Source organism: Oscillibacter sp. PC13, assembly GCF_900115635.1.
In the GTDB taxonomy this organism is placed as follows: Bacteria; Bacillota; Clostridia; order Oscillospirales; family Oscillospiraceae; genus Oscillibacter.
The window spans coordinates 66,667-87,056 of record NZ_FOXE01000007.1 but is presented as its reverse complement, the minus strand read 5'-3'; the positions used below and the strand labels follow the sequence as shown (position 1 = coordinate 87,056).

The window sequence follows — 20,390 nt, the reverse complement described above, 5'->3', positions numbered from 1 at the left end:
ATGACGGAACAGCAGACGCCGGAAAAAGTGCTGCCGCCGGTCAGTGCCTATGATGTGGCGGCGGTGGAAACCTGGCTGGAGGACGAGGAGAGAAAGGGATACCGGGCGGTGGGGATTTCCGGCGGCCGGGTGCTGCGGCAGAGAGAGGAGCACCGGGAGAGCCGCTACCGCCTTCAGCCCATCAGCGAAAAGAAGGAGCCGCTGGATCCGGAGCGGGAAGCATTATACCGGGATTTGGGCTGGGAGCATGTGGGGGTGCTGAATGGGGTGTTCCGTGTCTGGCGGTGCACCGACCCGGCGGCACCGGAGCTGGACACCGACCCGGTGGTGCAGGCGGAAGGCTACCGCTATCTGAAACGGCGGATGCTCTGGCAGACGGCGGGGTATCTTCTGGTGCTGCTGGCACTGGCTGCGGCCACGCTCCGGATGGTGGCGGACATGACGCTGCTGGAGGCTCTCCGGGAGACCCGGTGGTCCGAATGGGTGGTGCGGCCGCTCCTTGGAAGCGCATTTTGGGTGCTGCTTCTGGTGGAGCTGTGGCTGGATGTGCGGAACATGCGCCGGCTTTGGAAAACACTCACCGCCGGCATTCCCCTGGAGCGGCCCCGGCCCTACCGCCGGCAGCTGTGGCTGGCCTGGATTTCCTACGGAACAGCCGTGGCGATTCTGGTGCTGCAGCTGGTGTACACCTTTCCCGGGACTGCGGGCTATACCAGTTCCAGCTTCCCCCAGCATACCAAAGAGGCCATGGACTGGGAGAAGGACCGCCCCCGGCCGGAGGTGGTGACGGTGGAGCTCTCCGCACTGGATGGAATCCCGGAGAATATGGTCAATTGGTTCAGCGCCGACCGCAAGTCCCTGCCCCCTGCTCCGGAGATGTACTGGACACGCCAATATGCGGACTTGCCGGATGGAGAGCAGGTGTTTGCAGAGATGGCGTACTACCGCCTGCGGACGCCCGCTCTGGCGGACAGACTGGAGGAGGAGCTGCTGGAGGAATTTGACGGCTGGCGAAGCTGGGAGCCTTTGGCCTTTGCGGAGGCGGCAGGGCTGGACAGCCTCTGGTGGACCCGGGAGCGGGGGGCGGAGGGAGACACGTATTGCACACAATATCTCGTGGCGGCCCAGGGAAATGCCCTACTGACGCTCTATTACCACGGCGCCGCAGATCTGCGGGACGCCGGAGAGTATCTGGCTGGCATTTTGGCCCGTACATAACGGCATGAAGGCAGCGGCGCTGCCCGGCATATTGGAATTCCATCTGTTCATAGACTGGAGAGGGAAGAGAGGAGGCGGAGTTGTGGACCCCATTGAGTGGAGCGCCAGCGTCTATGCCGCGGCGGCAGCCATCGCAAGATGCGCGGAAAGCCAGGAGGAACTGACCCGGCTGGCATTGCTGTTCACGCAGCTGGGAACAACCCTGTCCACCATTGCCGCCCTGCAGGCGCTGAACCAGAACACCGCCGCTGGTGATGCCGCGGCGGCGGATTTGAGCAGTCTGTGACATACAGAGAATGCCGACGGGGAGACGGGAATGTCGCCACCTATTGGCTGTACGGCAGATGAAGTGAAAAGCACCCGCGCATCTTTTGGATGCGCGGGTGCTTTTTTTAATTACGCCAGCTTTTTCGCCAGCCGACCGGCAATGGCATCCAGAAATTCCTCGCTGTTGACAGCGGTTGTTTGGAAGCCCTCGTCCACAAGGCCGATCAGATCACGGGTCATGATGCCGCCCAGCAGCGTTTCCAGGGAGGCATCCTCCAGGGCCTGGCCAAACGCAGCCAAGTCCTTCAGTCCGTCCAGTTCACCCCGGCGCTTAAGGGCGCCGGACCAGGCAAAAATTGTGGCAATGGGATTGGTAGAGGTCTTCTCCCCCTGCAGATACTTGTAGTAGTGCCGGGTGACGGTACCATGGCTGGCCTCAAACTCCATGGTGCCGTCGGGGGAGACCAGCACGCTGGTCATCATGGCAAGGCTGCCGAAGGCGGTGGCCACCATATCGCTCATCACGTCTCCGTCATAGTTCTTCAGCGCCCAGATAAAGCCGCCTTTGGAACGGATACAGCGGGCCACGGCGTCATCAATCAGCGTATAGAAGTAGGTCAGGCCCAGCTTTTCAAATTCCGCCTTGTAGGTCTGTTCGTACTCCTCCTCAAAAATCCGCTTGAACTCCCCGTCATAAATTTTGGCGATGGTGTCCTTGGTGGAGAACCACAGATCCTGCTTTTGATTAATGGCATACTGGAAACAACTCTTGGCAAAGGCACGGATGCTGGCCTCCTTATTGTGCTGCCCCTGCCATACGGCGGGGCCGTCCACCTTCTGAACAGTCAGCGTTTTTTCAGCCCCGCTCTCCCCTTTGAACGTCATGGTGCAGATGCCCGGCTCCTCCGTGGTCATATCCACAGCCTTGTACATGTCGCCATAAGCATGGCGGGCGATGGTGATGGGCGCCTCCCAGTTTTTCACCACCGGATGAATGCAGGGCAGAACAATGGGGGCCCGAAAGGCGGTGCCGTCCAGAATGGCCCGGATGGTGCCATTGGGGGATTTCCACATCTCCGTGAGCTGAGGGTACTCCTCCATCCGCTGCTTGTTGGGCGTGATGGTGGCGCACTTTACAGCCACGCCTAGGCGCTTGGTGGCGTTGGCGGCATCTACCGTCACCTGATCCTGGGTCTCGTTCCGGTGCAGCAGGCCCAGATCATAGTATTCCGTTTTTAAATCCACAAAGGGGAGAATAAGCTTTTCTTTAATCCACTTCCAGAGAATCCGGGTCATCTCGTCGCCGTCCATCTCCACCAGCGGCGTCGTCATTTTGATTTTCTCCACGTTATTTCACCCTCTTTGCATAGTAATTCATCAAACAGCCGTCCAGGATGATCTCTTTCTCGTCATCTGTGAGCCCCCTCACATGGAGGAGAATTTCCGTCTCTTCGCCGTTCTTTCGGAGAACCTTGGCGGGAATGTCTTCCGCGCCGGTTTCAATTGCCTGCCGGATCCCGGGGATGAATACGCAGTCGCCGGGCGCATAGTCGAAGGGCGTTTCCCAGTCGATGGTGAAGGGCAGAATGCCCCAGTTGATGCAGTTGGAACGGTAGCGTTTGGTGGCAAATTCGTAGCAGATGTTGGCAAAACCGCCCAGAACTTTCTGGCAGCTGGCCGCCTGCTCCCGGGCGGAACCGTCGCCGGGCTTGTTGGCGAACACACAGGAGCCGAACTGGGTGTTGTTCAGCAGTGCGGATCCGTCTCCAACTCTGTCCAAAATGGACCGCAGCGCTTCCGGAGCGCCTCCGGCCAGCCGTGCTGCTTCCAGACCTGCCGCAGCCTTGGCCCGGGGCACATAGTCCGGCTCCCGGCGGGAGAGGGTAAACTCCGCCAGACGCAAAGGATTGGAGCGATAGGAGGAGGTTTCGCCGGAGGGAATCAGCTCATCGGTGGTGGTGACGGGGTCCCGGAGCACTGCCGCCAGCTCCACCAGAAGGTTTTCTGCCAAGGGCTGCATCTTCGGCCAGTCGGTGATGTTGGGGCCCATAATCAACTCCGCATTGGGATCCGCCTTGCCGAAGCCATAATACAGACGCCGGTCGTAAACGCCCTTGTCAAAGTGATACTCGTGGCGAACCGGCGTATAGTCGATGTCCGTGGCGGCGGTAATCCTGCCGCCGCAGCGGGCTGTGGCGGCAATGGAGCGGGCGTCCATCAGGCACACGCCGGCAAACTGGCCCTCGCCGGGCTTGCTGCCCTCCCGGTTGGGGAAGTTCCGGGTGGTGTGCCGCAGACTCAGGCCGTTGTGGGAGGGCACATCTCCGGCACCGAAGCAGGGACCGCAGAAACTGGGTTTGATTACTGCGCCGCTCTCCAGCAGATCAGTCGTAGCGCCGATTTTTGTCAGTTCCAGACTGACGGGCACGCTGGTGGGATAGACGTCCAGCGTGAAATAGCCGTTTCCGCAGGAGCCGTCCTTCAAAATCTCCGCCGCCTCGTCGATGTTGTCAAAGAGTCCTCCGGCGCAGCCGGCAATTACGCCTTGATCGGCCCAAACGCCGCCGTCGTGGATCTTGCCGGAGAGGTCAATTTTTGCCTTGGGAAAACGTTTCTGGGCATCCGCCTGTACCCCGGCGAGAATTTCGTCTGCATTTTCCAGAAATTCGTGGATGGTCCAGGCATTGGAGGGGTGGAAGGGCAGCGCAATCATGGATTCCACCTTGTCCAGCTCAATGGTCACCATCCGGTCGTAGTAAGCCCCCTCGCCGGGATGGAGGGGCAGGTAATCCTCCGGCCGCTGGTGGGCTTGATAGAAGCCTTCTGTTACGGCGTCCGTTTCCCAAATAGAGGAGAGGCAGGTGGTCTCCGTGGTCATCACATCGATGCCGTTGCGAAAGTCAATGGGGAGAGCTGCAATGCCGGGACCGGCAAATTCCAGCACCCGGTTGTTGACAAAACCATTTTCAAACGTAGCTTTTACCAAGGCAATGGCAACGTCGTGGGGGCCGACGCCACGCTTGGGCGTACCGGTGAGATAGACCAGAACCACCTCGGGATAATTGACGTCCCAAGTGTTTTTCAGAAGCTGCTTGGCAAGTTCGGGGCCACCCTCGCCCACCGCCATGGTGCCCAGGGCGCCGTACCGGGTGTGGGAGTCAGAGCCCAAAATCATTTTTCCGCAGCCTGCCAGCTGCTCTCTTGCATAGGAGTGAATGACGCTCTGGTTGGCGGGCACATAGATACCGCCGTATTTTTTGGCGGCGGACAGGCCAAAGACATGGTCATCCTCATTGATGGTGCCGCCCACTGCGCAAAGACTGTTGTGGCAGTTGGTCAGTGCATAAGGAATGGGAAATTCCGTCATACCGGAGGCCCGGGCCTGCTGGATAATGCCAACATAGGTAATATCGTGGGACACCATGGCATCAAAGCGGATTTTCAGCTTTGACGGATCGCCGGAGGTATTATGAGCCTGGAGAATTTTGTAGGCCATGGTCTGCCTGCGGCCCTCCGCCGGGGAAAGGGATGCGGCGTTACAAGGGACACCGCCGGTCAGAAATACGCCATTTTCGTGGAGCGTGATCATGTGTGCGACCTCCTGATCATCACGGCTTTCGCCGGAGTTATCTTGCAGAATAATATAGCACAAATCCAAATTGTTGAAAAGTAATTTTGCAAGGAAAAGCACTTTAACTTGCAAATTTGGAAAACTGTCCAAGAAATTTGGTATCAGCGGATAAATGACGGTCCGTTTTGCATAGAGGAAAAATCTTCGGTTGGTGCGTTAAAGCGCAATTCAACGCAGCGTTGATTGCAAAATCCTCTGGAATCGGGTATGCTGATAAATGAGGTGAGTACGATGGACAGCAAAGAGACTGGCGCATTGATTCTGCGCCTGCGGATGGAACGGAATTGGACACAGCGATACATGGCGGAGGCACTGCATGTCAGCGTCCAGGCCGTCAGTAAGTGGGAACGCGGGGGTTCACTTAGATAAAGATACCACATCAATCCCACGCTGACTTTTGCTCAACCGATACAGCCGGAGGGCTGGATAACAAGAAAAGGCGGTATGCGCCCCGTGGAGGGGTAGCGTACCGCCTTTTCTTGTGGGGGTTTCCAAAGGGGGCAACGCCCCCATTTGGCACACGACTTTGCGAAGCAAAGTGTAGTGTGTTATACGCTCTGTCGGCGTTGCCGTGAAAATGCCGTTGCCGCCGGGGAGGGCAAGGGCATTTGAAGCGGCAGGAAAACAGGGCTGTGCTTGTGTGGCGTGGAGCCGTAAGCGCAGGTCTGGTTTCAACAGCAGACAGGGCGTATATGAAAGCCCCCGTTCATCGCCCTACGCTCCGACTTGTGGACAAAGTGTCCCGAAGTTGTGGCTACACTCCCGGAAAAGTAACAGGACAGCGGGTAACCGTCAAGGCTGAAATGAACGGGTTTACACCCGGCCTTGACCGCCACCCGCCGTCCCACTGAATGGGTGGACAAGGCGGCCAATCCCTCAAAGTGCTTGTCCGCGTTCTTTCTGATTTTGAGGTATTCAGTTTTTCAAAATTGAATAATCAAAATAAATTTTTTCGATTGAAAAAATTTTATTTGTTATCATCTTCAATGCCATATTTTTTCTTTTGCCGAATCACATAATTACTGATTTTTTCATCATATAGTGGATACTGGTAATCCAACTGGCATGCCACTTCTGACGAAACCTCCCGGAACAATGCCATACATTGTTCAAAGGATTCCCACATATGGGGATAGGAATCCATATTATAAGTGGACATAAGTCGTTCCCACAATTCCTCTGGGACATATTGCTTCATAAATTTATAGTTTTTTCCCAAACTGAAATGAAATCCCTGTTTGATACCAATCAGCCAGGAAATCATGCGAAGCAATTCTTTTCGTACTATATCATTCATATGGTCAATAGCAAAAAGAATTTCTTTGCGGCATAAGCCCTTTACTACATATGTTGTAGTATTCCAAAATTCATTACAGCAATCGTCAAACATTCTTTGAGTAGGCTTCTGCAAGTGGTAGTCTATATCCGTTGGTATTGGCGGCTTTACGATACGGTTGTCTTTATCCAACAGTAACTTTACCAGTTTATCCCATGTAAAATACTCGTCTATCAGTTCCAGCGGCAGCAAAGTTAAATCTATCTTAACATCATCAGTAAACAGCATTAAATATGAAAATCCCTTTTCTACAGCTGGAAATAATTCCATATCTTCCGGCTTTTGCAGAATCAACCTTTCACCAAATATATCTAGCCATTTATCATCACTTGTGAAGCTGTCCATATCCGTAACAAAAAAAGTAATATCAAAATCCTGAAAATCATCAGGCGGAATATTTGTATTTGTTCTAGATCCTTCCAAAGTAACCATGCGAATGCGTTTGTCTGTTTTTGCAAAATTCAAAACAATATCATAAACTTCCTTTTCTGATCTCATTTTTATCTCCTCCAATTATTGAAATAGGTGTGAAACCATTTTAGGGCTTTCCCGCCTTGATTACCCATCAGCAAAGACTGGCTCGGCTGGCTTTGTTATTTGTATCCATCTTTTAATTCAAATATATTTTTTCTTTGTCTATTCAATTTTTTAAGCCTTGGTTTTATGAGCAAGTATATTACATAGCCAATAACGGCTCCTAACACATTGGTGATAATGTCAGTCACATCAGATGACCTTGCGCCATTAATAAGTGGTTGCAATAGTTCGATGGAAAGGCTCATTAAAAAAGCATATATCACAACAGATGAAAAATTTTTCCTGGTATTCATAGGTAATAAGATACCAAACGGAATCGTCATTAGGACATTTAATCCGATTTGCTTGAAAAAATCGCCTCTCCCTTCTAATACATCAATAAATGGCACCATATTCATTGGTACATACGGGTGATTAAAAATAAGTGGTAAAGATGTGGCTATAGGCATCAAAGTAAAGTACAGAACAAATGCAAGGTACACATACATTGTTGTCCTGATAAATACGATTTCTTTTCCCTGTGCTTTCCATCTTTTGTAAAAATAAAGAATATACAGCAATAACAAAATTGCAAAATCTATGGCGTATTTCATTAGCGATGATATAACTCCTAAAGTCCTTAAACATGTAATTTATTGGTTTATTTATGTCCCCGTTGTGACTTGGGATTTTTCAGCAAGTCCGACTTCTGTGCAATCTTTTTCAGCCACTTCTTTTCTTCCTCAGACAGCTTCTTGTAATTCAGTTTAAGCCGCTTACAGATAAACGCCAAAGCCGCCTGCTCCGGGTCGCTGTCCTCTTTAGCGGCTTCCTCGGCTGTCTGCAAAAAATCTTCCAGAGGATTGTCCTCCGGGACGCTGAAAAAATCGTCCTTGTGGGCTTCCCGCAGGTCGAGGGCTATCTTGTTTATGTCCTGCTGTATCACATAGCGGCAAAAGCTGTCGTCGTCAATGTGGGCGGCGATAAGCTGTCGCAGCTGCGGGTCAGTCAAGCCGGGATTGTGTTGTTTCATAATCGTTGCACTCACAGCGTCCACAATGGCGTTTGCGCTCTGCACCTGCTTTCCCGCTACGCCGTTCACATAGATTTCAAGGTCGGCCATGAGCCGGGGGAAATCCGGGTGCGTCGCCAGTTCACACAAAAGGGAATTGTCCACCAGCCTGCTTTTCAAAAATTCAATCATATCATCACTCAAACGCAGGTCTGCAAGATCGGCGTTTGGGTGATTTTTTGTTTCAGAACGGCACAGCAGATAATCAACGGACACTTCGTAAAACTTTGCCAGCTGGATAAGGGCATAGTGGCTGATGTCCTTGAACTTGTCCCCCTCATAGCTGCCTAACGCAGACTTGGAGAGATGGGTTTCTTCCGCAAGCTGCTCCAGCGTCAGGCCACGCTCCACACGCAGGTCTTTCAGGCGTTCTTGTATGGATAGTTCCATGTTCTCCCTCCTTGTCTGCAAATCTTACTTTCATTCTACCACAATTCCGAGAGCGTGGAAATAGGGAGTTTTCCGGGCGGATTTCCTACCTTTCGGATATACGGGACGGGCGGTCATTTAGGTGTAGACTTAGGATAGTTCATCGATGGACAGCACCTTGAAAACAGAATGACCGTCCAAAAAGGAATACCCCGGCTGGGGAAGCACCGCAAGGAACCGAGCTTCGGGACAAAATGTCCCGAAGCTGCGGGGAGCGTGCCAACGCCGGAACACGCCGCAGGAATGGGGCAGGAAAACTTTTCGGGGGGAACGGCAACGGAAAGCAAAATGGAGGGAACGCATGAGAGATAACCCCTATAAAGACTTGCCGCCGCTGGAACGCAGGCTGGACGGTTCCCTTTACCGCATGACACCGGCGCAAAGGAAACAGGCGGCCAGCCTGATACGCCGAGAGTGCTGTTGCTGTGAGGACGGCAACTGCATTGTCCTTGACGATGGGGACACCTGCACCTGCCCGCAGACGGTTTCTTTCTCGGTCTGCTGTAAGTGGTTCCGCTGGGCGGTTTTGCCGCTGGACGGAACGCTGGAAGCGGAGATTTTCCGGGATAAGGACTTGAAACGCTGTGCGGTCTGCGGCGGTGTATTTGTCCCTAAATCCAACCGGGCAAAATACTGCCCCGGCTGTGCCGCCAGAGCTCACAGGCGGCAGAAAACAGAAAGTGAACGGAAAAGGAGGTCTGCTGTGGACAGTTAGGAGCGGAAAAAGCCTTGATTTATCAGGCTTCGCAAGCCCCAAACCGGGGCAGGTGGTATAAAGTATCGTCCGCCCCGGAAAACGGGCTTCTAACCGTCCACAAAACGCACTATGACAAATACCATCTATATCCATCAGCCGGAAAGGGCGTTCAGCTTCACCCGGCTCCCGAATTTCCTCTTTGAAGCCCCCACATTCAAGCCCCTGTCCAACGAGGCAAAGGTTCTGTACGCCTTTATCCTGCGCCGGACAGAGTTATCCCGCAAGAATGGGTGGGCGGATGACTGCGGACGGATTTTCCTGTATTACCCCATCTGTGAAGTGGTTGACCTGCTCCACTGTGGGCGGCAGAAAGCGGTGAATACCCTGCGGGAACTGCAATACGCCGGACTGGTGGAGATCCAGAAGCAGGGCTGTGGAAAACCCAATCGCATTTTTCCAAAATCCTATGAAGCGGTTCCAAACACCGACTTCAAGAAATCCCGTTCTGGTACGCCGGAGGACTGAAAACCGTACCCATGAAGTACGGAAATCACTCCTGAGACGTACGAAAACCGGACGGTATATAGAAATACAAAGATAAAAAGATTGATTTATATTCTATCCATTCCAATCCTATCCGAGCTATTTTCTGCGGGATTTTCCCTGTGGAAAACCCCGGATAGGAAAGGAATGGGGAAAGGAGCAGAATGGCACAACACGCAATTTTACGGTTTGAGAAGCACAAGGGCAACCCGGCAAGGCCGCTGGAAGCCCATCACGAAAGACAGAAAGAACAGTATGCCAGCAATCCCGACATTGACACAAGCCGGAGCAAATACAACTTCCATATCGTCAAGCCGGAGGGACGCTATTACCACTTCATTCAGAGCCGGATTGAGCAGGCCGGGTGCCGAACCCGCAAGGACAGCACACGGTTTGTCGATACGCTGGTAACTGCCAGCCCGGAGTTTTTCAAGGGGAAATCCCCAAAGGAGATACAGGCGTTTTTCCAGAGGGCGGCGGACTTCCTCATTGGCCGGGTAGGACGGGAAAATATCGTGTCGGCGGTGGTACACATGGACGAGAAAACGCCCCACCTGCATTTGACCTTTGTTCCGCTGACAAAGGACAACCGCCTGTGTGCAAAGGAGATTATCGGCAACCGGGCAAACCTGACGAAGTGGCAGGACGATTTTCACGCCTATATGGTGGTGAAATATCCCGACTTGGAGCGTGGGGAGAGTGCCAGCAAGACAGGCCGGAAGCATATCCCCACCCGGCTTTTCAAACAGGCGGTTTCCCTCTCCCGACAGGCCAGAGCCATTGAAGCCGCCCTTGACGGCATTAACCCGCTGAACGCCGGAAAGAAAAAAGAGGAAGCCCTCTCCATGCTAAAAAAGTGGTTCCCGCAGATGGAGAACTTCTCCGGGCAGTTGAAAAAGTACAAGGTCACAATCAATGACCTGTTGGCGGAGAATGAGAAGTTGGAAGCAAGGGCAAAGGCCAGCGAAAAAGGAAAGATGAAAGATACGATGGAACGGGCAAAGCTGAAAAGCGAACTGGACAATTTACAGCGGCTGGTTGACCGTATCCCGCCGGATATACTGGCGGAACTGAAACGTCAGCAGCGGCACACGGTAAAGGAAAGGTGATAGATATAAGCAGAAATTTTCGCCGCCTTTGTGCGGCATTGTACCTTGAAAACTGAATATGGAGGACACTGGATGGCAAAAAGCGAAAGCGATATTTTTACACCCCGGACAGGGCAGGTCATACAAGCAGAGAACGGCACGCAGTATTTTGTATGTGGGAACAACCGTATAAAAATCTCCGAACACTTCGCCGCAGGCGGGAAGCCCCTCGGTGATCTGATTGTAGATGTGGTGCGGCATACCGCAGAAAAAGCCGCTTCAACCTGATAGCCCATCATTGATAACACGCCCACGCTTATGATATAATTGCCATAGAGCAAAAGTATTGTAAGCGTGGGTTGTTTCTTTAGAAGGAGGATTTTTAACGGTGAAACAACCTTACAATACTACGATTTACAACACGGCGCTTTATATGAGATTGAGCCGGGACGATGAACTGCAAGGAGAAAGCGGGAGTATTCAGACACAACGCATGATGCTCCGGCAATATGCCGCCGAGCATGGCCTGAATGTCATAGATGAATATATCGACGATGGATGGTCTGGAACGAACTTTGACAGGCCGGATTTTCAGAGAATGATTGATGACATTGAGGACGGGAAAATCAACTGCGTTGTTACGAAGGATTATTGTGCGATAATGGGACTAAATCAGAAAGACCTTGAAAATCAAGGCATTCTGGCTTAGTCCCTTCTTTTTTTGACCGAAAACAAAGGACTACACACAATAATCAAGCAGCCGGACGGGAAAGCCTCGGCACACCCCCTCCGGCAGAAGGAGGAACAATGAGGGCTGTTAAAACACTGATCAAGGAGGTCATTCTTCCGCTTGCATTTGCTCTCTGCCTTGCCGCTTTTTTCAAACCGATATACATGACCGATGGTATCTGTGACTACTTCCTCATGTGGCTGTTGGTAGGATGTCCATTCGGTATCAGAAGGATGAGCCTCTGGCTCATCCCACATGGGTTTGGAATCGGCGGTACATTAGGGGTGCTTGCGGTCAATTTTATCGTCGGCGGTCTTATCGGAGGACTCGCCCTGATTATCGGGCTAATGCTCGGTATCATTCACACCATCCGAGAAATCATCTGAATATCAAAAAAGTAAGTTAAGAGGGGTTCGTTTCGTCTCCATCACGGAGTACGGAACGAACCCCTCTTTTTTTGTTGCCCGAAAGCTGGAAATAACAGGATTTGCAGTCTGACGGCAAGTAGCTACAAGAAAGGAGAATTACACCATGAGCTATTACACTGCCGGAAATCTGCAAGCCTTTGAAGCTCTCATGCGAGAAGTACCCGGCTTTAACCACTACGATAGCGGCTGTGATGGTATCTGCCCAGAATGCCGATCCTGCTGTTTCCATCGTCCGCATTGGAAATATCAATCCTGCGTTTTTGAGAAATGTCCCTACTCACCGGTTTCCCTTTCGACGCTTCGCAGTCCGCAGGATAGCAAAAAGGAGCGTTGATCACATGGCAATCTATCGCGTAAACAAAGACCGCAGCTACACGGTCATGGCTAATTTCCATCTCAGAGATAAAAGCCTGTCTCTCAAGGCAGTCGGGCTGCTTTCCAAGATGCTTTCATTCAACGACGGCTGGAAGTTTTCGACTCGCGGTTTGTCGGCAATCTGCAAGGAAGGTCCCGATGCCATCCAGTCCGCTCTCCGTGAGCTTGAAAAGCATGGTTATCTCGTCCGGCACAGGACAAGGGACAGCAAAGGCAGAATGTCCTGCATGGTCTTTGAGATATATGAGAAGCCGCAGCCGGTTCTTTCTGATACGGAAAATCCACATACGGAAAATCCAGATGTGGATAGTCCTGACATGGATAAGCCACACACGGATAATCCCGCACAAATAAATACTAATCAAGTAATTACCCAAGAAAGAAATAACTCTCTGAGTAATTATCAATCCATCAATCTTGATGGGATGGATGAGATGGACATGAGAGCGCAGTATGAAGAGATTATTCGGGACAATCTTGAGCTTGACATACTCTCTCAGGACAAGCGCTTCGATACTGACCGCGTAAATGAAATGGTTGAGATCATGCTGGATGCCATCTGTTCTACTCGCCCGACAATCCGCATCAACGGAGAGGAGATGCCGCAGCAAGTGGTAAAGTCCCGCTTTCTCAAGCTTAACAGCAGCCACATTGAGTATGTCCTTCACGCAATGGACGAATGCCCGTCCGACATTCGGAACATCCGGGCATATATGCTCACGACCTTGTATAACGCATCGCTGACGATGGACAACTACTACTCCGCTCTCGTCAATCACGACCTTTACGGTCAGAAATAAGCTCTTCGGAAGGAGGTATCAATCATGCGCACAATCTATCTCCGGGGTGTGCCGCCTTAACTGCGGCAAATGCGCTCGCAATAACTCAGGAAGGAGGTTCCCATGCAGGATGAAGTAAATACCAAGGTTGTTGCTATTGCCATCAAGGGCGGCAAAATCACCGCAGAGGTTCTGGATAAGGCTCTTAAAAAGTTCGTAGAGGAAATTGAGAAGGCACAGAAAACCGCCTCTCAGCCTAAGACCTATCGCGGGAAGCAGTCCATCAAGCATCTCGTCGAGCAAAACGCCGCCATCAGCAACATCGAAGTGACCGACGGAAATATCAAGTCCTTTGAGCGTACAGCAAGCAAATACGGGATTGACTATGCACTCAAGAAGGACACTTCCGAACAGCCTCCGCGATACCTTGTCTTTTTCAAGGGGCGCGATGTCGATGTAATGACACAGGCGTTCAAAGAGTTCTCCGCAAAGACGGTCAAGCAGAAGGATCAGCCATCTCTTCGCCGGAAGCTGTCCAGACAGCAGGATCAGTCCAAGAAGCAGCAGCGTGAAAAGGCTAAGGTCAAGAGTAAGGATCGAGGCGTTGAGCTATGACAAGAAAGCCCGACATAAAAAAGCTCATTCTTCTCAATCTCCCGTATGTGTTCGCGTTCTACTTTGTCAACAAGGTTGCTGCGGCTTTTCGCATGGCACCCGGCACCGAGTTTGTTGACAAGCTCACCACAGGCTTCGCCAATTTCGGTTCTGCTTTCGTAAATCCGCTTCCCAGCTTTCATCCGATGGATTTGCTCATTGGTGCTGCCGCAGGAGCATTGCTCAAGCTGGCAGTCTACATGAAGGGCAAAAACCGCAAGAAGTTTCGCCAAGGAGAGGAATATGGATCTGCCCGTTGGGGAAAACCGGAGGACATCAAGCCCTATATGGATGATGATTTCGCCAACAACATTATCCTGACGCAAACGGAAGCTCTTACCATGAACAGCCGTCCGAAGCAGCCAAAGTATGCCAGGAACAAAAATGTCATGGTAATCGGCGGTTCTGGCTCAGGTAAGACGCGCTTCTATGTGAAGCCAAACCTGATGCAGTGTTCCTCTCAGTCTTTTCCGGTCAGCTACATTGTGACCGATCCGAAAGGAACGCTACTGGTCGATTGCGGACGGATGCTTGAGCGCAACGGCTATGTGATCAAGTCCCTGAATCTAATCAACTTCAAGAAGTCTATGCACTATAACCCGTTTGCCTATATCCGCAGCGAAAAGGACATCCTCAAGCTGGTCAATACGATCATCGTCAACACGAAGGGAGATGGCGATAAGTCCGGCGAGGATTTCTGGGTGAAAGCTGAAAAGCTGCTCTATCAGGCATACATCGGCTATATCTGGTACGAAGCACCGGAACACGAGAAAAACTTTACTACCTTGCTCGAAATGATCAATGCTTCGGAAGCCAGAGAGGATGACGAGACCTTCAAAAATCCCGTTGACATCATGTTCGATGAGTTGGAAGCCAAAAACCCGGAACACTTTGCAGTACGGCAATACCGCAAATACAAGCTAAGTGCCGGCAAAACTGCAAAATCGATCTTAATTAGCTGCGGTGCGCGGCTTGCTCCCTTCGACATAGCTGAACTGCGAGAGCTGATGAGCTACGATGAGTTGGAGCTGGATGCCCTCGGTGACAGGAAAACCGCTCTGTTTGTAATCATCAGTGATACGGATGACACCTTCAATTTCGTCTGTGCCATCATGTATTCGCAAATGTTCAACCTTCTCTGTGATAAAGCTGATGATGAGTACGGCGGCAGACTTCCCGTTCATGTACGCTGTCTGCTCGATGAGTTTGCGAATATCGGTCAGATTCCGAAGTTCGATAAGCTCATTGCAACCATACGAAGCCGCGAAATCTCTGCATCCATCATTTTGCAGTCCCAGTCGCAGCTCAAGACCATCTACAAGGATGCAGCCGATACCATTGTCGGCAACTGTGACGCAACGCTCTTCCTCGGCGGCAAGGAAAAATCCACGCTGAAAGAGTTAAGTGAAGTGCTTGGCAAGGAAACGATTGACCTTTACAACACTTCGGAAACCCGATCCACCAACAATTCCTACGGGCTGAACTACCAGAAGACCGGCAAGGAGCTGATGTCTCAGGACGAGATCGCTGTTATGGACGGCGGCAAGTGTATTTTGCAGCTTAGAGGCGTGAGACCTTTTCTCAGTGATAAGTACGACATAACGAAGCATCCAAAATACAGGCTATTGTCCGACTATGATAAGCGAAACACCTTTGACATTGAAAGATACCTTTCCCGCAAGGCAGTTATTAAGCCCAATGACAAGTTCGATCTCTATGACATGGGCGTGATCGAAGCTGAATGAAGCCCCGTCTTGTACCGCGCAATGAAGCGGAACAACGACGGGGCTTCTATTTTTTTGCCCAGAATCCAAAACTCACAACATTTTTAGGAGGAAAAGCATATGGCATTTATCTCTCAGGCAATTACGGTTCTGCAGACTCTCGTTATCGCCCTCGGTGCCGGTCTGGCTGTGTGGGGCGTGGTCAACCTGATGGAAGGCTACGGCAACGACAATCCGGGTGCAAAATCTCAGGGCATCAAGCAGCTCATGGCTGGCGGCGGTGTGGTGCTGATCGGCACTACCCTGATCCCTCTGCTCTCCGGTCTGTTTTAATCGGCAGTCCGGCAAACCATCCACCGGGAGGGCGTGACAGACGCGCCCTCCCTTCATTTTAACAAAAACTAAGGAGGATTTTCTTTATGGCATTTATTACTCAGGCAATCACTGTTTTGCAGACGCTTGTTATCGCTCTCGGTGCCGGTCTGGCTGTGTGGGGCGTGGTCAACCTGATGGAGGGCTACGGCAATGACAATCCGGGTGCAAAATCTCAGGGCATCAAGCAGCTCATGGCTGGCGGCGGTGTGGTGCTGATCGGTACTACCCTCATTCCCTTGCTCTCCGGTCTGTTCTGATACCAAGCATCCCAGATAACCGAAAGGTGGTGAAATATTGGGCAGTATCTTAGAAAAAATCGAAGAAGCGATCAAGGAACTGCTTATCGGGTGGATTGAAAGCAACCTGACCAATATGTTCACCGATGTCAACGATAAGGTAGGCACAATCGCTGCGGAGGTGGGACAGACCCCCTCCGCATGGAACGGCGGCATCTACTCGATGATCCGGGGATTATCCGAAAGCGTGATAATCCCCATCGCCGGTATCATCATTACCTTTGTGCTGTGTTACGAGCTTATTTCCATGATAACGGAAAAGAACAATATGCACGAGATGGACACATGGATGTTCTTCAAGTGGTTCTTCAAGTCCGCAATCGCGATCTACCTCGTAACCAATACCTTTGACATCGTGATGGCGGTATTCGACATCGGTCAGAATGTCGTTGCGGGAGCTGCCGGAGTAATCAGCGGCAATACCAATATCGACATACAATCCACCCTCGATTCCATGCGAAGCAGCTTTGAAGCAATGGGTGTCGGTGAGCTGCTTGGCTTGTCCATAGAAACGCTGATGATCAGCTTGTGTCTCAAGATTATGTCCATTCTCATTACAGTCATCCTCTATGGGCGAATGATTGAGATTTACTGCACCGTCAGCATTGCGCCGATTCCCATAGCGACAATGAGTAACCGTGAGTGGGGCAGCATCGGCACGAATTATCTCAAAGGCTTGTTTGCACTGGCATTTCAGGGCTTCCTCATCATGATTTGTGTCGGCATTTATGCGGTGCTGATCAACAACATGATTATTGCGGCAAATATCCATTCGGCACTGTTCTCGGTGGCAGCGTACACGGTCATTCTCTGCTTCTCGCTCTTCAAGACCGGTTCGCTTTCCAAGTCACTTTTCAATGCTCATTAAGGAGGACGCGATGAAGAAATACGACATCATCTACGCCGATCCTCCGTGGCAGTACCGGACCTACTCCAAAAAAGGAAAGGGACGATCTGCGGAAAGTCATTACCCGACAATGAGCATTGAAGAGATCAAGGCACTTCCGGTTGGAGAGCTTGCGGCGAAGGACTGTGCGCTCTTTATGTGGATCACCTTTCCATGCTTGCAGGAGGCTTTGGAGGTTATTGCGGCATGGGGCTTTTCCTATAAGACCGTTGCCTTCGTGTGGGTAAAGCAAAACCGGAAAAGCGATAGCCTCTTTTGGGGCATGGGCTACTGGACTCGCGCCAATGCCGAGCTTTGCATCCTCGCAACGAAAGGACACCCGAAGCGAATAAGCTCCGGTGTGCATCAGGTCATTATGAGCCACATTGAACAGCACAGCAAAAAGCCGGATGAAACCCGTGACCGCATTGTTCAGCTCATGGGCGATCTGCCTCGCATTGAACTGTTTGCCCGTCAATCCCCGGAAGGTTGGGATGTATGGGGCAATGAGGTCGAATGCAGCATTACTCTCGGAAAGGAGGTTCCCAATGGCATTTGTACCGGTCCCGAAGGACCTGAATCGTGTAAAAACCAAGGTCATGTTTAATCTGACCAAGCGGCAGCTCGTCTGCTTTGCACTTGCCGCTGCGATGGGCGTTCCCGTGTACTTCCTCACCAAGCCCAGCCTCGGCATTTCAACCTCGGCAATGCTGATGGTTGTGATCATGCTCCCGTTCATCTTCTTCGCACTTTACGAAAAGGACGGGCAACCGGCAGAAAAAATCCTCGGTCATGTGGTGAAGTCCATGTTTCTGAGGGACAAGGTGCGTCCGTATCGCACAAACAATCTCTATGCTGTCATTCAGCAAAAAATCAAGGAACAGGAGGAATTGCAGCTTGAACAACAGCACGACGGCAAGGGCAAACGCCGCCCCTAAGAAAACCATCAAAAACGGCAAGGTGTATGGAGATGCGCTGTCCGCACAGGAGAAGAAGCGGATTGTCATGCAGAAGAAAAAGGACAAGAAGGCAAAGAAAATCCCCAAGTCCGCACAGCAGTCCATCCCTTATGTGGAAATGTGCCGCGACGGTATCTGCAAGGTGAACCATCGCCTTTACACCAAGACCATTCGTTTCAACGACATCAATTACCAGCTTGCGCAGAATGAGGACAAGACCGCCATCTTTGAAAACTGGTGCGACTTCCTCAACTACTTCGACAGCTCCATCTTCTTTCAGCTCTCCTTCATCAATCAGAGAACCAGCATCAATGAGTTCAAGAAACAGGTTCATATCCCGGATCAGGATGATGCCTTCAATGACATCCGCCGCGAATACTCGGATATGCTCCAAAACCAGCTCACCAAGGGAAACAACGGTCTGCTCAAGCGAAAGTACATCACCTTCGGCATCGAAGCCGATTCTCTCAGAGCGGCAAAGGCAAAGCTGGATCGGATTGAAACCGATATTCTCAACAACTTCAAAACGCTGGGCGTAACCACCGAGCCGCTGTCCGGCTACGAAAGGTTGAAGGTGCTGCACGATGTTTTCAACATGGACAGCAATGAGCCGTTCCGGTTCTCCTTTGACATGGTAGCCAGAACAGGGCTTTCTTCCAAGGACTTCATCGCACCTACTTCCTTTGATTTCTCCGAGGGCAAGTGCTTCAAGATGGGAAAAACCATCGGTGCGGTGAGCTTTTTGCAGATTCTCGCCCCTGAGCTGAATGACCGTATGTTGGCAGACTTCCTCGACATGGACACCAACATTACGGTCAATTTTCATATTCGTACCATCGATCAGGCAAAGGCAATCAAGAGCATCAAGTCCAAAATCACCGATCTGGACAAGATGAAGATTGAAGAGCAGAAAAAGGCAGTTCGCTCCGGCTATGACATGGAGATTATCCCCTCCGACCTTGCCACCTATGGCGGCGAAGCAAAGCGTCTGTTGCAGGATCTCCAGACGAGAAACGAGAGAATGTTCCTTGTGACCATTCTCATCATGAACACTGCGCCGTCCCGTGTTCGCCTTGAAAATGCGGTGTTCCAGACGGCATCCATCGCCCAGAAGTACAACTGCGCACTCAAACGGCTCGACTTCCAGCAGGAGGAAGGGCTGATGTCCTCGCTGCCTATCGGTCTGAATCAGATCGAAATTGAGCGCGGGTTGACTACCTCTTCCACGGCAATCTTCATGCCCTTCGTGTCGCAGGAGCTTTTTCAGGACGGTCAGGCACTTTATTACGGTCTGAATGCGCTGTCCAACAACATGATCATGGTGGACCGCAAGCAGCTTAAAAACCCCAACGGGCTGATTCTCGGCACCCCCGGCAGCGGCAAATCCTTCTCCGCAAAGCGTGAGATGACTAATGCCTTCCTGATCACAGAGGATGACATCATCGTCTGTGACCCCGAAGCCGAGTATTATCCCCTTGTCCAAAAGCTCGGCGGTCAGGTGATTCGCATTTCGCCCATCAGCCCCGACTATATCAACCCGCTGGACATCAACCTGAATTACTCCGAAGAGGAAAACCCGCTGACACTGAAATCCGACTTTATTCTCTCCATGTGTGAGCTGATTGTCGGAGGCAAAGACGGCTTGCAGCCGGTCGAGAAGACCATCATTGACCGCAGTGTCCGCATGGTCTATCAGGACTACCTTTCCGATCCCGTGCCGGAGAAGATGCCCATTCTGGAAGACCTCTACAACATCCTGCGCAGTCAGTCTGAGCCGGAGGCACAGCGTATTGCCACTGCCCTTGAGATTTATGTTCACGGCTCTCTGAATGTCTTCAATCACAGAACGAATGTGGATGTCAACAATCGCTTCGTCTGCTACGACATCAAGGAGCTGGGCAAGCAGCTCAAAAAGCTCGGTATGCTCATTGTGCAGGATCAGGTCTGGAACAGAGTAACCGTCAACCGCGCCCAGCACAAGGCAACGCGCTACTACATGGACGAGTTCCATCTGCTGCTGAAAGAGGAACAGACGGCAGCGTACAGCGTGGAGATTTGGAAGCGATTCCGTAAATGGGGCGGCATTCCCACCGGGATCACGCAGAATGTCAAGGATCTGCTTGCCTCCCGCGAGGTTGAGAACATCTTTGAAAACTCAGATTTTGTGTACCTTCTGAATCAGGCAAGCGGAGACAGAAAGATTCTCTCGGAAGCTCTGAATATCTCCCCCAGCCAGCAGAACTACATCACCAACTCCAATGCCGGTGAGGGCTTGATCTTCTACGGCTCTACCATCGTTCCCTTCAAGGACGATTTCCCGAAGAATACGATGCTCTACCGTATCATGACCACTAAACCCGAAGAAACCATGCAGAACTAAGGAGGAT

General features: G+C 51.5%; 22 protein-coding genes and 1 pseudogene. 18 read left to right on the top strand and 5 right to left on the bottom strand.

What is annotated here, in order from left to right:
• Together BMZ81_RS05750 and BMZ81_RS05745 are read left to right on the top strand one after the other, a co-directional pair.
• Window positions 1–1,218 carry a DUF2812 domain-containing protein gene (locus BMZ81_RS05750; protein WP_091129685.1) on the top strand — a complete coding sequence of 406 codons (1,218 nt, stop codon included), beginning with the start codon at window positions 1–3 and terminating at the stop codon, window positions 1,216–1,218.
• Window positions 1,219–1,300: 82 nt separating this feature from the next.
• A complete protein-coding gene (locus BMZ81_RS05745; RefSeq protein ID WP_091129683.1) occupies window positions 1,301–1,504 on the top strand; it encodes a DUF6774 domain-containing protein in 204 nt (67 codons plus the stop codon).
• A gap of 110 nt (window positions 1,505–1,614) precedes the next feature.
• On the opposite strand, the gene BMZ81_RS05740 is transcribed toward BMZ81_RS05745, so the two are convergent.
• Window positions 1,615–2,832 carry an NADP-dependent isocitrate dehydrogenase gene (locus BMZ81_RS05740; RefSeq protein WP_091129681.1) on the bottom strand — a complete coding sequence of 406 codons (1,218 nt, stop codon included), beginning with the start codon at window positions 2,830–2,832 and terminating at the stop codon, window positions 1,615–1,617.
• 1 nt (window position 2,833) lies between these two features.
• Window positions 2,834–5,074, bottom strand: coding sequence for a hydratase (locus tag BMZ81_RS05735; RefSeq protein WP_091129679.1), 2,241 nt, complete (start codon window positions 5,072–5,074; stop codon window positions 2,834–2,836).
• Between the two features lie 273 nt (window positions 5,075–5,347).
• Here BMZ81_RS05735 and BMZ81_RS05730 point away from each other — a divergent pair, with 273 nt between their 5' ends.
• Entirely contained in the window at window positions 5,348–5,485 is a 138-nt protein-coding gene (locus tag BMZ81_RS05730; RefSeq protein WP_091129677.1) for a helix-turn-helix domain-containing protein, read from the top strand.
• 598 nt (window positions 5,486–6,083) lie between these two features.
• On the opposite strand, the gene BMZ81_RS05715 is transcribed toward BMZ81_RS05730, so the two are convergent.
• From BMZ81_RS05715 to BMZ81_RS05705, 3 genes are all read right to left on the bottom strand, one after another.
• Window positions 6,084–6,950, bottom strand: a complete 867-nt coding sequence (locus BMZ81_RS05715; protein WP_001255868.1) for an aminoglycoside 6-adenylyltransferase AadE — start codon at window positions 6,948–6,950, stop codon at window positions 6,084–6,086.
• Window positions 6,951–7,045: 95 nt separating this feature from the next.
• Window positions 7,046–7,582: a VanZ family protein gene (locus BMZ81_RS05710; protein ID WP_087200395.1), complete on the bottom strand. Its 537-nt coding sequence runs from the start codon at window positions 7,580–7,582 to the stop codon at window positions 7,046–7,048.
• A gap of 47 nt (window positions 7,583–7,629) precedes the next feature.
• Entirely contained in the window at window positions 7,630–8,430 is an 801-nt protein-coding gene (locus BMZ81_RS05705; RefSeq protein WP_091129674.1) for a helix-turn-helix domain-containing protein, read from the bottom strand.
• Between the two features lie 340 nt (window positions 8,431–8,770).
• Between BMZ81_RS05705 and BMZ81_RS05695 the strand changes: the two genes are divergently transcribed.
• The 15 genes and pseudogenes from BMZ81_RS05695 (at window position 8,771) to BMZ81_RS05615 (ending at window position 20,383) form a co-directional block, all read left to right on the top strand.
• Window positions 8,771–9,184: a cysteine-rich VLP domain-containing protein gene (locus BMZ81_RS05695; RefSeq protein WP_091129670.1), complete on the top strand. Its 414-nt coding sequence runs from the start codon at window positions 8,771–8,773 to the stop codon at window positions 9,182–9,184.
• A gap of 111 nt (window positions 9,185–9,295) precedes the next feature.
• Window positions 9,296–9,691, top strand: a complete 396-nt coding sequence (locus BMZ81_RS05690) for a replication initiator protein A (RefSeq protein WP_091129667.1) — start codon at window positions 9,296–9,298, stop codon at window positions 9,689–9,691.
• Window positions 9,692–9,873: 182 nt separating this feature from the next.
• Complete coding sequence (gene mobV, locus BMZ81_RS05680; RefSeq protein ID WP_091129666.1) at window positions 9,874–10,818, top strand: MobV family relaxase; 945 nt, start codon at window positions 9,874–9,876, stop codon at window positions 10,816–10,818.
• Between the two features lie 72 nt (window positions 10,819–10,890).
• A complete protein-coding gene (locus BMZ81_RS05675) occupies window positions 10,891–11,085 on the top strand; it encodes a hypothetical protein (protein ID WP_002334813.1) in 195 nt (64 codons plus the stop codon).
• Between the two features lie 145 nt (window positions 11,086–11,230).
• A pseudogene (locus BMZ81_RS05670) lies at window positions 11,231–11,446 on the top strand (recombinase family protein); the annotation flags it as partial.
• A 158-nt stretch (window positions 11,447–11,604) separates the two neighbouring features.
• The gene (locus BMZ81_RS05665; protein ID WP_091129664.1) at window positions 11,605–11,913 is read left to right on the top strand and encodes a DUF6050 family protein; all 309 of its coding nucleotides are present in this window, start codon (window positions 11,605–11,607) and stop codon (window positions 11,911–11,913) included.
• Between the two features lie 380 nt (window positions 11,914–12,293).
• Window positions 12,294–13,130 (top strand): DUF6017 domain-containing protein, encoded by an 837-nt coding sequence (locus tag BMZ81_RS05655; RefSeq protein WP_091129660.1) that lies wholly within the window; start codon window positions 12,294–12,296, stop codon window positions 13,128–13,130.
• A 102-nt stretch (window positions 13,131–13,232) separates the two neighbouring features.
• On the top strand, window positions 13,233–13,724 hold the full coding sequence (locus tag BMZ81_RS05650; RefSeq protein WP_091129657.1) for a PcfB family protein: 492 nt from the start codon (window positions 13,233–13,235) through the stop codon (window positions 13,722–13,724).
• Window positions 13,721–15,508 carry a VirD4-like conjugal transfer protein, CD1115 family gene (locus BMZ81_RS05645; RefSeq protein WP_091129655.1) on the top strand — a complete coding sequence of 596 codons (1,788 nt, stop codon included), beginning with the start codon at window positions 13,721–13,723 and terminating at the stop codon, window positions 15,506–15,508. The genes BMZ81_RS05650 and BMZ81_RS05645 overlap by 4 nt, the downstream gene beginning before the upstream one ends.
• Before the next feature lie 99 nt (window positions 15,509–15,607).
• Window positions 15,608–15,820, top strand: a complete 213-nt coding sequence (locus BMZ81_RS05640; protein ID WP_091129654.1) for a Maff2 family mobile element protein — start codon at window positions 15,608–15,610, stop codon at window positions 15,818–15,820.
• 86 nt (window positions 15,821–15,906) lie between these two features.
• The gene (locus BMZ81_RS05635; protein ID WP_091129651.1) at window positions 15,907–16,119 is read left to right on the top strand and encodes a Maff2 family mobile element protein; all 213 of its coding nucleotides are present in this window, start codon (window positions 15,907–15,909) and stop codon (window positions 16,117–16,119) included.
• A gap of 37 nt (window positions 16,120–16,156) precedes the next feature.
• Entirely contained in the window at window positions 16,157–17,026 is an 870-nt protein-coding gene (locus BMZ81_RS05630) for a VirB6/TrbL-like conjugal transfer protein, CD1112 family (RefSeq protein WP_091129649.1), read from the top strand.
• A 10-nt stretch (window positions 17,027–17,036) separates the two neighbouring features.
• Window positions 17,037–17,651 (top strand): MT-A70 family methyltransferase, encoded by a 615-nt coding sequence (locus BMZ81_RS05625; RefSeq protein WP_091129647.1) that lies wholly within the window; start codon window positions 17,037–17,039, stop codon window positions 17,649–17,651.
• Window positions 17,593–17,982, top strand: coding sequence for a PrgI family protein (locus BMZ81_RS05620; protein ID WP_091129644.1), 390 nt, complete (start codon window positions 17,593–17,595; stop codon window positions 17,980–17,982). Before BMZ81_RS05625 ends, BMZ81_RS05620 begins: the two co-directional genes overlap by 59 nt.
• The gene (locus BMZ81_RS05615; RefSeq protein ID WP_207645610.1) at window positions 17,897–20,383 is read left to right on the top strand and encodes a VirB4-like conjugal transfer ATPase, CD1110 family; all 2,487 of its coding nucleotides are present in this window, start codon (window positions 17,897–17,899) and stop codon (window positions 20,381–20,383) included. Before BMZ81_RS05620 ends, BMZ81_RS05615 begins: the two co-directional genes overlap by 86 nt.
• The last annotated feature ends 7 nt before the right edge of the window (window positions 20,384–20,390 follow it).